The sequence below is a fragment of the Aureimonas sp. SK2 genome (genome assembly GCF_029813115.1).
Classification (GTDB): Bacteria; Pseudomonadota; Alphaproteobacteria; order Rhizobiales; family Rhizobiaceae; genus Aureimonas.
In genome coordinates this window covers 1-10,594 of the sequence record NZ_JAPZDS010000019.1, presented here as the reverse complement: position 1 = coordinate 10,594, position 10,594 = coordinate 1, and the positions used below count along the sequence as shown (strand labels likewise).

At 66.6% G+C, this 10,594-nt stretch carries 10 protein-coding genes; 9 read left to right on the top strand and 1 reads right to left on the bottom strand.

What is annotated here, in order from left to right:
- Positions 1-23: 23 nt before the first annotated feature.
- Positions 24-206: a hypothetical protein gene (locus tag O5O54_RS19185; protein WP_279483460.1), complete on the bottom strand. Its 183-nt coding sequence runs from the start codon at positions 204-206 to the stop codon at positions 24-26.
- Between the two features lie 221 nt (positions 207-427).
- On the opposite strand from O5O54_RS19185, the gene O5O54_RS19180 reads away from it, so the two are divergent.
- From O5O54_RS19180 to glpK, 9 genes are all read left to right on the top strand, one after another.
- Positions 428-1,213, top strand: coding sequence for a DeoR/GlpR family DNA-binding transcription regulator (locus tag O5O54_RS19180; protein WP_279483459.1), 786 nt, complete (start codon positions 428-430; stop codon positions 1,211-1,213).
- 78 nt (positions 1,214-1,291) lie between these two features.
- Positions 1,292-2,806 carry a glycerol-3-phosphate dehydrogenase gene (gene glpD, locus O5O54_RS19175; RefSeq protein WP_279483458.1) on the top strand — a complete coding sequence of 505 codons (1,515 nt, stop codon included), beginning with the start codon at positions 1,292-1,294 and terminating at the stop codon, positions 2,804-2,806.
- 65 nt (positions 2,807-2,871) lie between these two features.
- Positions 2,872-3,942 carry an ABC transporter ATP-binding protein gene (locus O5O54_RS19170; RefSeq protein ID WP_279483457.1) on the top strand — a complete coding sequence of 357 codons (1,071 nt, stop codon included), beginning with the start codon at positions 2,872-2,874 and terminating at the stop codon, positions 3,940-3,942.
- Positions 3,943-3,953: 11 nt separating this feature from the next.
- Positions 3,954-5,033 carry an ABC transporter ATP-binding protein gene (locus O5O54_RS19165; RefSeq protein WP_279483456.1) on the top strand — a complete coding sequence of 360 codons (1,080 nt, stop codon included), beginning with the start codon at positions 3,954-3,956 and terminating at the stop codon, positions 5,031-5,033.
- Between the two features lie 4 nt (positions 5,034-5,037).
- Positions 5,038-5,925 carry a sugar ABC transporter permease gene (locus tag O5O54_RS19160; RefSeq protein ID WP_279483455.1) on the top strand — a complete coding sequence of 296 codons (888 nt, stop codon included), beginning with the start codon at positions 5,038-5,040 and terminating at the stop codon, positions 5,923-5,925.
- A gap of 80 nt (positions 5,926-6,005) precedes the next feature.
- A complete protein-coding gene (locus tag O5O54_RS19155; protein WP_279483508.1) occupies positions 6,006-6,818 on the top strand; it encodes a carbohydrate ABC transporter permease in 813 nt (270 codons plus the stop codon).
- Between the two features lie 10 nt (positions 6,819-6,828).
- A complete protein-coding gene (locus O5O54_RS19150) occupies positions 6,829-7,113 on the top strand; it encodes a DUF2160 domain-containing protein (RefSeq protein ID WP_279483454.1) in 285 nt (94 codons plus the stop codon).
- 106 nt (positions 7,114-7,219) lie between these two features.
- Positions 7,220-9,019, top strand: coding sequence for a carbohydrate ABC transporter substrate-binding protein (locus tag O5O54_RS19145; protein WP_407061735.1), 1,800 nt, complete (start codon positions 7,220-7,222; stop codon positions 9,017-9,019).
- A 78-nt stretch (positions 9,020-9,097) separates the two neighbouring features.
- Positions 9,098-10,594 (top strand): glycerol kinase GlpK (gene glpK, locus O5O54_RS19140; RefSeq protein ID WP_279483452.1); only part of this gene is annotated, 1,497 nt, incomplete at its 3' end.

The window sequence follows — 10,594 nt, the reverse complement described above, 5'->3', positions numbered from 1 at the left end:
CCGGATGCGGAAAGCTAGGCGCCTCAGCGAATGGCTTCGAACCCGTTGCACCAGGCACGCCAGTCCGCGCTGCCCGGGCGATAGGGGTTGTCACGACGCGAGCGGTTGCTGCGAGCGGCATCTTCGCCTTCCATGCGCACCATGTCGTCGCGCGTCAGGGCGAAATTCGCTGCCTTCACCATTCGATTCTCCTTCACGATCTCCATCAGTCCCTCCCGCCCATGGATCCCAACATTTGGTCAGCCATACGACGGGGGCCGCTCTATAGAGCGTCCGCTCGCCCCGTCAAAGGGGCGGCGGTCGTTTTTCCGCCGATGGTTTTCCGTGTCTGAGACTGACCCCGTTTCCTTTCGCACGCAACTGACAGTATGTTTCGGTTCGTCACACCGCGCTTTCGCTTTTCGCCGCCCGCCGATCGAGGTTCTTAATGTTGTCCGAGCGTCAGGCACGAATCGTCGAGGCCGCCAAGCGTGAGGGCAAGGTGCTGGTGGACGCGCTGGCGGCGCGCTTCGAGGTCAGCGTCCAGACCATCCGAAAGGACCTGAACGAGCTGTGCGAGCAGCGGCTCCTGTCGCGGATCCACGGCGGAGCGGTGCTGGGGTCGGGCGCGGAGAACGTCGGCTACGACGCGCGGCGGGCCATCGCCGCGGCGGAAAAGCTCGAGATCGGGCGCGCGGCGGCCGACCTCGTGCCCGACCGCTCCTCGCTCTTCATCAATATCGGCACCACGACGGAGGCCGCGGCGCAGGCCCTCCTGCATCACGCGGGCCTCCTTGTCATCACCAACAATCTCAACGTCGCCAACGTGATGCGGGCCAGTCCTCAGATCGAGGTGATCGTGGTCGGCGGCGTGATCCGGCGCAGCGACGGTGGGATCGTCGGCGAGGCGGCCGTCGACTTCATCCGGCAGTTCAAGGTGGATTTCGCCATCATCGGCGTGTCCGCCATCGATTCGGATGGTGCCCTCCTCGACTTCGACTATCGTGAGGTCCGGGTGGCCCAGGCTATCATGGCCAATGCGCGCCATGTCATCCTGGTCTCCGACGCCTCCAAGTTCGACCGCACCGCGCCCGTTCGCATCGGCCACATCTCGCAGGTGCAAAGCTTCGTCACCGACCGCTGCGATTCGGAGGAAGTGCGCGACATCTGCCGACAGGCCGGCGTCCGCGTGGTCGAGACGGCCGCCCCCCCGGCGAAATCCGACGTCGCTTGACTTTCGTTTATTTTCGTTTCTAATCCTCTCACTTTCGCATTGCGCCACTTTCTGCTGCAATGCGAAACCGGTGAGGCCATGCAGCGGTTTGACGTTTTCATCATCGGCGGCGGGATCAACGGCTGCGGCATCGCCCGCGATGCGGCTGGTCGCGGCTACTCGGTCGGGCTCGCCGAAGCGAAGGATCTGGGCAGCGGGACGTCGTCCTGGTCCACCAAGCTGATCCATGGCGGCCTGCGCTATCTCGAGCACTACGAATTCCGGCTGGTGCGCGAGTCTCTGATGGAGCGTGAGGTCCTCTGGGGCATCGCACCGCACATCATCCAGCCGCTGCGCTTCGTGCTGCCGCACCATTCGGGCCTGCGTCCGTCGTGGCTCCTGCGCCTCGGGCTTTTCCTCTACGATCACATCGGCGGCCGGAAGAAGCTCGCGGCGACGCGCACGGTCGATCTCTCCGGCCCGCTCGGCGCGCCGCTGAAGCCCGAGTTCGCCAAGGGGTTCGAATATTCCGACGCGCGGGTGGACGACACGCGCCTCGTGGTGCTGAACGCGCGCGACGCGGCCGGGCGCGGCGCCTCGATCCGCGTCCGCACCCGCGTCACGGCCGCCCGCCGCGAGGGCGAGGGCTGGGCGGTGACGCTGGAGGACGGCGAGACCGGCGCGGTCGAGACCGTCTTCGCGCGCTTCCTCGTCAACGCCGCCGGCCCCTGGATCGACCGCGTGATCCAGTCGGCCTTCGACCGGCCGGACGCCCACAACATCCGCCTCGTCCAGGGCTCGCACATCGTGATGCGAAAGCTCTTCGATCACGACCGGGCCTATATCTTCCAGAACGCCGACGGGCGGATCATCTTCGCCATCCCCTACCACGGCGACTTCACCCTGGTCGGCACGACCGACCGCGACTACTCCGGCGATCCGTCGGACGTCGCCATCACGGAGGAGGAGACGACGTACCTGCTTCAGGCGGCGAGCGAGTATTTCGAGAAGCCCCTGCGGCGCGAGGACATCGTCTGGAGCTTCTCGGGCGTGCGCCCGCTCTTCGACGACCATGCCTCCAAGGCGCAGGAGGCGACGCGCGACTACGTCCTGAAGGTGGACAAATCCGCCGGCGCGCCGGTGCTCAACATCTTCGGCGGCAAGATCACGACCTACCGGCGCCTGTCCGAGGATGTCGTGGAGGCGATCGAGAAGGCGCTGGGCGCCAAGGGTCGCGCCTGGACGGGCGCCGCTCCCCTGCCCGGCGGTGATTTCCCGGTGGACGGTTTGGCCGCGCTGGAGGGGAAGCTCGCGGCGGCCGCTCCGAGCCTCTCGGCCGAGACGCGCGCCCGGCTGGTGCGCGCCTATGGCACGGACGCGATCGCGATGGCGACGGAGGCGGGCGGCGACTGGGGCCGCGACCTCGGCCACGGTCTGACCGAACGCGAGGTGGCCTGGCTGGTGCGCAACGAATGGGCGCGTACGGCCGAGGATGTTCTGTGGCGCCGCTCCAAGCTGGGGCTCCGCTTCGGGACCGGCGAGACGGCGGCTCTGGAAGAGTTTCTCGGCTGCCTCGGTCCGCAAACGCGACGATCGGACCTGGCGGCGGAATAGGGCCATCCGCGCTCGGGAGGGCGCGGGCGGCAGGGAAAGACACTGAGCTGCACGGGAGGACACGAGTGCTGCTGTTGGAACAGGTCGGCAAGCGCGTCGGCGCCGAGACCCATATCGAGGACGTGAGCCTGACGCTGCAGCGCGGGTCTTTGAACGTCCTTCTGGGGCCGACCCTGTCGGGCAAGACCAGCCTGATGCGGCTGATGGCGGGGCTCGACCGGCCGACGAGCGGTCGGATCTTCATGGACGGTCGCGAGGTGACGGGCGTTCCCGTGGCCCGGCGCAACGTCGCCATGGTGTACCAGCAGTTCATCAACTATCCCGCGATGACGGTGTACGAGAACATCGCCTCGCCGCTTCGCGTGAAGGGCCGATCGGAGGCCGAAATCCGCGAGGCGGTGGCGGGGGCGGCGAAGCTCCTGAAGCTCGAGCCCTATCTCGATCGCACGGTGCTGAATCTCTCGGGCGGCCAGCAGCAGCGCACGGCGCTGGCCCGTGCGCTGGTGAAGAAGGCCGACCTCGTGCTCCTCGACGAGCCGCTCGCCAATCTCGACTACAAGCTGCGCGAGGAACTGCGAGAGGAACTGCCGCGCATCTTCGCCGAAGGCGGGGCGATCTTCGTCTATGCCACGACGGAGCCGACCGAAGCGCTGCTGCTCGGCGGCAACACGGCGACGCTTTCGAAAGGGCGCGTCACCCAGTTCGGCCCGACGCCCGACGTCTACCGCCGTCCGGCCGATCTCGAGACCGCGCGCATCTTCTCCGATCCGCCGCTCAATGTCCTCGCGATGACCGCGCGGGGCGGTCGCCTCGTCTCGCCGCACGGCTTCTCCGCGCCGGCCCCAGGACTAGCCGACGGCGACTATCTCGTCGGCCTGCGCGCGCACCATCTGGGCGCCGGCCCCGCCGAGGGTGGCGCGACCGGTTTCGAAGCGCGCGTGGTGGTGACGGAAGTGACGGGATCGCAGACCTATCTGCACGCCGATCTCGGCGGCGAGCGCATCGTGGCCGTCCTGCCCGGCGTGCGGCCCGCCGAGCGGGGCGAGCCGATCGCGCTCCATTTCCAGCCCGCCCACATGCAGGTCTTCGGCGCAGACGGCCGGTCCGCCGCTCCCGTTCTCGCGCGGGCGGCCTGAGGAGCGAATCGATGGCGAAGATCCAGCTCGACCATATCCGCCACGCCTACACACCCGAACTCGCGCGCGCCGGGACCTACGCCCTGCGCGAGGTGGACCACGTGTTCGAGGACGGCGGGGCCTATGCGCTGCTCGGCCCTTCCGGATGCGGCAAGACCACGCTTCTCAACATCATTTCCGGGCTTCTGACGCCGTCGGAAGGCCGCCTGCGCTTTGGCGACCAGGACGTGACGGATCTGGCTCCGGAAGCGCGCAACATCGCGCAGGTGTTCCAGTTTCCGGTCATCTACGACACGATGACGGTGGCCGAGAACCTCGCCTTCCCCTTGCGCAACCGCAAGGTGCCCGAGGCCGAGATCTCGCGGCGCGTCGCCACCATGCTCGACCGGCTGGCGTTGACGCCGAAGGCGAACCGCAAGGCGCGCGGCCTCACCGCCGACGAAAAGCAGAAGATCTCGCTCGGCCGCGGCCTCGTGCGCAACGACGTCAACGCAATCCTTTTCGACGAGCCGCTGACCGTCATCGACCCGCAGATGAAGTGGGTCCTGCGCTCGCTCCTGAAGGAGCTTCACCGCGAGTTCCGTGCGACCATGGTCTACGTCACGCACGACCAGACCGAGGCGCTGACCTTCGCCGAGAAGGTCGTCGTCATGTACGAGGGGCAGGTCGTGCAGATCGGCACGCCCAAGGAGCTCTTCGAGCGCCCGCGCCATACCTTCGTCGGCTACTTCATCGGCTCGCCCGGCATGAACGTTCTGCCCTGCCGCATCGAGAACGGGCGTGCGGTTCTGGACGGCGGGTCCGTCGAGACCGGAGTCGCGGCCCCGGGCGCGGCCGGCCGGATCGAACTCGGCGTGCGGCCTGAATTCGTCCGTCTGGTGCAGGCGGGCAGCGAAGGCGCGCTGCCCATCCGCATCGACAAGATCGAGGACATCGGCTCGGAGCGCATCGTGCGCGCGCGCCTCGGCGCCGAGAAGCTCGCCGCGATCCTGCCCGAGGGCGCCGAGGTGCCGGCGGACGCCGCCGTGCGCTTCGAGCCAGGCGCGGTCAACCTCTATGCCGACAGCTGGCTGGTCGGGGAAAGGGCCTGAGGCGATGGAGAAAACCTGGAACAACAAGGCCTGGTTCATGGTCCTGCCGGTCCTGCTGCTGGTGGCCTTCTCGGCGGTCATTCCGCTCATGACCGTGGTCAACTATTCCGTGCAGGACTCCTTCGGGAACAACGAGTTCTTCTGGGCGGGGACGGAGTGGTTCACCGACGTCCTCTCCTCCTCCCGCTTCCACGACGCCCTGGTGCGCAACCTGATCTTTTCGGGCATCATTCTCGCGATCGAGGTGCCGCTGGGCATCCTCGTCGCGCTCGCCATGCCGAAGAAGGGAATCTGGGTCCCGGTCTGCCTCGTCCTGATGGCGCTGCCGCTGCTTATTCCCTGGAACGTCGTCGGCACGATCTGGCAGGTCTTCGGACGCTCCGACATCGGCCTTCTCGGCTATACGCTCGCCCATCTCGGCATCCCCTACAATTACGTGCAGAACTCCTTCGACGCCTGGGCGACGCTGATCGTCATGGACGTCTGGCACTGGACGAGCCTCGTCGTTCTCCTCTGCTATGCCGGCCTCGTGTCGATCCCCGACGCATACTACCAAGCCGCCAAGATCGACGGCGCCTCGCGCTGGGCCGTGTTCCGCTACATCCAGTTGCCGAAGATGGGCCGCGTGCTTCTGATCGCCGTGCTCCTGCGCTTCATGGACAGCTTCATGATCTACACAGAGCCCTTCGTCGTGACGGGCGGCGGTCCCGGCAATTCGACGACCTTCCTGTCGATCGACCTTGTAAAGACGGCCGTCGGGCAGTTCGACCTCGGTCCGGCAGCGGCCATGAGCCTGATCTACTTCCTGATCGTCCTGCTTCTGTCCTGGGTCTTCTACACCGTGATGACCAATGCCGGCACCGACCGGCCCAGCGCGGGAGATCCGGCATGAGTGCCACCACCGCGACCGAAGCGCACGGCGCCATTCCGCCGGCGCTCCATTCCGAACAGGCGCTCAAAGCGCGCTCGCGCATGGCCTCCGGCCGGTTCCGGCCGAAGGCGCTGATCCCGGCGCTCTACATCCTGTTCCTGCTCCTGCCGATCTACTGGCTCGTCAACATGAGCTTCAAGACGAACCAGGAGATCGTGTCGACCTTCACGCTGTGGCCGGCAAACCCGACGCTCGACAACTACCGGACGATCTTCACCGACCCGTCCTGGTATTCCGGCTACATCAACTCGATCATCTATGTCGTGATGAACATGGTGATTTCGGTCTCGGTGGCACTGCCGGCGGCCTACGCCTTCTCGCGCTACCGGTTCCTGGGCGACAAGCACCTGTTCTTCTGGCTGCTCACCAACCGGATGGCCCCGCCCGCCGTCTTCGCGCTGCCCTTCTTCCAGCTCTACTCGGCCTTCGGCCTGATCGACACGCATATCGCGGTGGCGCTCGCGCACTGCCTGTTCAACGTGCCGCTGGCGGTCTGGATTCTCGAAGGCTTCATGTCGGGCGTGCCGAAGGAGATCGACGAGACGGCCTATATCGACGGCTACTCGTTCCCGCGCTTCTTCTTCAAGATCTTCATGCCGCTCATCGCGAGCGGCATCGGCGTCGCCGCCTTCTTCTGCTTCATGTTCTCCTGGGTCGAGCTCCTGATCGCCCGCACGCTGACCGTCACCGACGCCAAGCCCATCTCGGCCATCATGACGCGAACGGTTTCGGCATCGGGCATGGACTGGGGCGTGCTGGCGGCGGCCGGTGCGCTGACGATCATTCCCGGCGCGATCGTGATCTGGTTCGTCCGCAACTACATCGCCAAGGGCTTTGCCCTGGGCCGCGTCTGAGGAGGCATCGATGGATTTCTCATGGATGGCCTGGACTTGGCCGACCGCTGCGTTCTTCGGATGTATCTTCGCGCTCATCGCGATGATGGGGGTGTGGGAATACGCCTCGCCCGGCGGAAGCCCGCGCGTCGGGGTCCTGCGCTTCGAGACCACCCGGGGCGACCGGCTCTTCGTCTCGCTGCTCGGCTCGGCCTTCATCTGCCTGGGCTCGCTGTTCTTCTTTCCCGACGTCGACCTCTGGTGGGCGCTCGGGGTGTGCCTCGTCTATGCGGGGCTGGTGTTCCGCTTCGTCTGAAGCGGTGTCGAACCCCGCCCACGCGCGGCCGGTCGCGCGGGAGGGCCTTGATGACCGGCCGCGAATAACGGGCTTTTGGGAGGAGACCAACATGAAGAAGCATTGGATGATGAGCGCGGCGGGCCTGGCCATCGCGCTGGCAAGCGGACCCGCCTTCGCCGACATGAATGCGGCGAAGGCGTTCCTGGATGCCGAGATCAAGGACCAGTCCAGCCTTTCGCGCGCCGATCAGGAAGCCGAGATGCAATGGTTCATCGATGCGGCGAAGCCCTTCGCCGGCATGGAGATCAAGGTCGTCTCGGAAAACATCACGACCCACGACTACGAGTCGAAGACCTTAGCCAAGGCCTTCTCCGACATCACCGGCATCAAGCTGACGCACGACCTGATCGGCGAAGGCGACGTGATCGAGAAGCTGCAGACGCAGATGCAGTCGGGCGAGAATATCTACGACGCCTATGTCAACGACTCCGACCTGATCGGCACCCATTGGCGCTACAATCAGGTGCGTAACCTCACCGACTGGATGGCGGGCGACGGCAAGGACGTCACCTCCCCGACGCTGGATCTCGCCGACTTCATCGGCACCAGCTTCACAACCGCGCCGGACAAGAAGCTCTATCAGCTTCCCGACCAGCAGTTCGCCAACCTCTACTGGTTCCGCTACGACTGGTTCAACGACGAGAAGAACAAGGCCGACTTCAAGGCCAAGTACGGCTACGACCTCGGCGTGCCCGTCAACTGGTCGGCCTATGAGGACATCGCCGAATTCTTCACCGGCCGCGAGATCGACGGCAAGAAGGTCTACGGCCATATGGACTATGGCAAGAAGGACCCGTCGCTCGGCTGGCGCTTCACCGATGCCTGGCTCTCGATGGCCGGCAACGGCGACAAGGGCCTGCCCAACGGCCTGCCCGTCGACGAATGGGGCATCCGCGTCAACGACCAGTCGCAGCCGGTCGGCTCGTGCGTGGCGCGCGGCGGCGACACCAACGGCCCAGCGGCCGTCTACTCCATCGAGAAGTATCTCGAGTGGCTCAAGAAGTACGCTCCGCCGACCGCGCAGGGCATGAACTTCTCCGAAAGCGGCCCGGTGCCGGCGCAGGGCGAGATCGCCCAGCAGATCTTCTGGTACACGGCCTTCACGGCCGACGCCGTCAAGAAGGGCCTGCCGGTGGTCAACGAGGACGGCACCCCGAAGTGGCGCATGGCCCCCTCCCCGCACGGCGTCTACTGGGTCGACGGCATGAAGCTCGGCTACCAGGACGTCGGCTCCTGGACCCTGATGCAGTCCACCCCGACCGACCGCGCAAAGGCCGCCTGGCTCTACGCGCAGTTCGTTACCTCCAAGACGGTGGACGTCAAGAAGAGCCACATGGGCCTCACCTTCGTGCGTGAGTCCACGATCCGGCACCAGAGCTTCACCGACCGCGCCAAGGACCTCGGCGGCCTCGTCGAGTTCTACCGCTCGCCGGCCCGCAAGCAGTGGTCGCCGACCGGCACCAACGTGCCGGACTACCCGAAGCTCGCCCAGCTCTGGTGGCAGGCGATCGGCGACGCGGCGGCCGGCAACAAGACGCCCCAGGAAGCCATGGACTCGCTCTGCGCCGAGCAGGAGAAGGTCATGGCCCGCCTGGAGCGCGCCGGCATCCAGGGCGACAAGGGTCCGAAGCTCAACGAGGAGCACGATCTAGCCTATTGGAACGCCGAGGCGCAGAAGAACGGCACGCTCGCTCCCCAGATGAAGAAGGAGAACGAGAAGGAACAGCCGATCACCGTCAACTATGACGAGCTGGTGAAGAGCTGGGCCGACATCAACGCAGCCGGCGACCCGGGCGACGCCGCGGCCGGCACGACGGCCGTGAAGGAGTCGAACCAGCCCGATACGATGAAGCCCGCGAACTGATCTCTCCGCGGTTCAATGAGCGGGAGGGCCGGATCATCGGCCCTCCCGTATCCATTTAACGATAAAGGGCACCGCCTCATGACCGGATACGTGCTGGCGATCGACCAGGGCACCACGTCCTCCCGCGCCATCGTCTTCGACGACAGTTTCCGCGTGGTGGGCGTCGGCCAGCAGGAGTTCGAGCAGATCCTGCCGCGCTCCGGCTGGGTCGAGCATGACCCGGAGGCGATCTGGCGCACGGTTGTCGAGACGGTGAAGGCGGCGCTCGCCGACGCGTCCCTCTCGCCGCGCGACATTGCCGGCATCGGAATCACCAACCAGCGCGAGACGACCCTGATCTGGGACCGGGAGACCGGCCAGCCAATCCACAACGCCATCGTCTGGCAAGACCGGCGCACCGCGGATATCTGCCGCCGCCTCGTCGAGGACGGCGCGGAGGAGACGATCTCCGAGCGGACGGGCCTCGTGATCGACCCCTATTTCGCGGGCACCAAGATCGCCTGGATGCTCGACAACGTATCGGGCGCAAGGGCCAAGGCCGAGGCCGGCAAGCTTGCCTTCGGCACGGTGGACACCTTTCTGCTCTGGCGTCTGACGGGCGGGCGCGTCCACGCGACCGACGCGACCAACGCCTCGCGCACCATGCTCTTCGACACGGCACGCAACGACTGGGACGACGAGCTTCTGAGGCTTCTGAACGTCCCGCGCGCGATCCTGCCGGAGGTGCGCGACTGCGCCGCCGATTTCGGCACGACCGACGCCTCGCTGTTCGGCGAGGGGATCCGCATCTGCGGCATGGCGGGCGACCAGCACGCCGCGACGCTCGGCAACGCCTGCTTCCGCCCGGGCATGATGAAATCGACCTACGGGACGGGGTGCTTCGCCGTCCTCAACACGGGGCTTGAGCGCGTGCGCTCGAAGAACCGCCTCCTGTCCACCATCGCCTACCGGCTGGACGGGCAGACGACGTATGCGTTGGAAGGCTCGATCTTCATCGCGGGCGCGGCCGTGCAATGGCTGCGTGACGGTCTCAAGATCGTGGAGAAGGCGTCCGACACCGGGCCGATGGCAACACGCGCCGACGATGGGCAGGACATCTATCTCGTCCCGGCCTTCACGGGCCTCGGTGCGCCCTGGTGGGACGCGGAGGCGCGCGGCGCGATCTACGGACTGACCCGCAACACCGGCCCCAACGAGATCGCGCGCGCGGCGCTGGAGGCCGTCTGCTTCCAGACCGCCGATCTCCTCCAAGCCATGCGGCGCGACTGGACCGGCGCGTCCGACACGGTGCTGCGCGTCGACGGCGGGATGGTGGCGAGCGACTGGACCATGCAGCGCCTCGCCGACATCCTCGATGCGCCGGTGGACCGGCCGACCGTGCTGGAGACCACCGCGCTCGGTGCCGCGTGGCTGGCCGGGCGCCATTGCGGCGTCTGGCCCGACATGGACGGCTTTTCCGCCCGCTGGCGCCTGGAGCGCCGCTTCGAGCCGGCGATGGACGCCGTCCAGCGCGGCGCCAAGCTCAAGGGCTGGTCGCAGGCGGTCCGTCGCACGCTGACGGAGACGGTCGCGGGT

Bases quoted from the DNA above. Each gene is read 5' to 3' on its own strand.
- O5O54_RS19185 (WP_279483460.1), bottom strand. From the start codon at position 206: ATGGAGATCGTGAAGGAGAATCGAATGGTGAAGGCAGCGAATTTCGCC.
- O5O54_RS19165 (WP_279483456.1), top strand. From the start codon at position 3,954: ATGGCGAAGATCCAGCTCGACCATATCCGCCACGCCTACACACCCGAA.
- glpD (WP_279483458.1), top strand. From the start codon at position 1,292: ATGCAGCGGTTTGACGTTTTCATCATCGGCGGCGGGATCAACGGCTGC.
- O5O54_RS19180 (WP_279483459.1), top strand. From the start codon at position 428: ATGTTGTCCGAGCGTCAGGCACGAATCGTCGAGGCCGCCAAGCGTGAG.
- O5O54_RS19155 (WP_279483508.1), top strand. From the start codon at position 6,006: ATGGCCTCCGGCCGGTTCCGGCCGAAGGCGCTGATCCCGGCGCTCTAC.
- O5O54_RS19150 (WP_279483454.1), top strand. From the start codon at position 6,829: ATGGATTTCTCATGGATGGCCTGGACTTGGCCGACCGCTGCGTTCTTC.
- O5O54_RS19145 (WP_407061735.1), top strand. From the start codon at position 7,220: ATGATGAGCGCGGCGGGCCTGGCCATCGCGCTGGCAAGCGGACCCGCC.
- O5O54_RS19160 (WP_279483455.1), top strand. From the start codon at position 5,038: ATGGAGAAAACCTGGAACAACAAGGCCTGGTTCATGGTCCTGCCGGTC.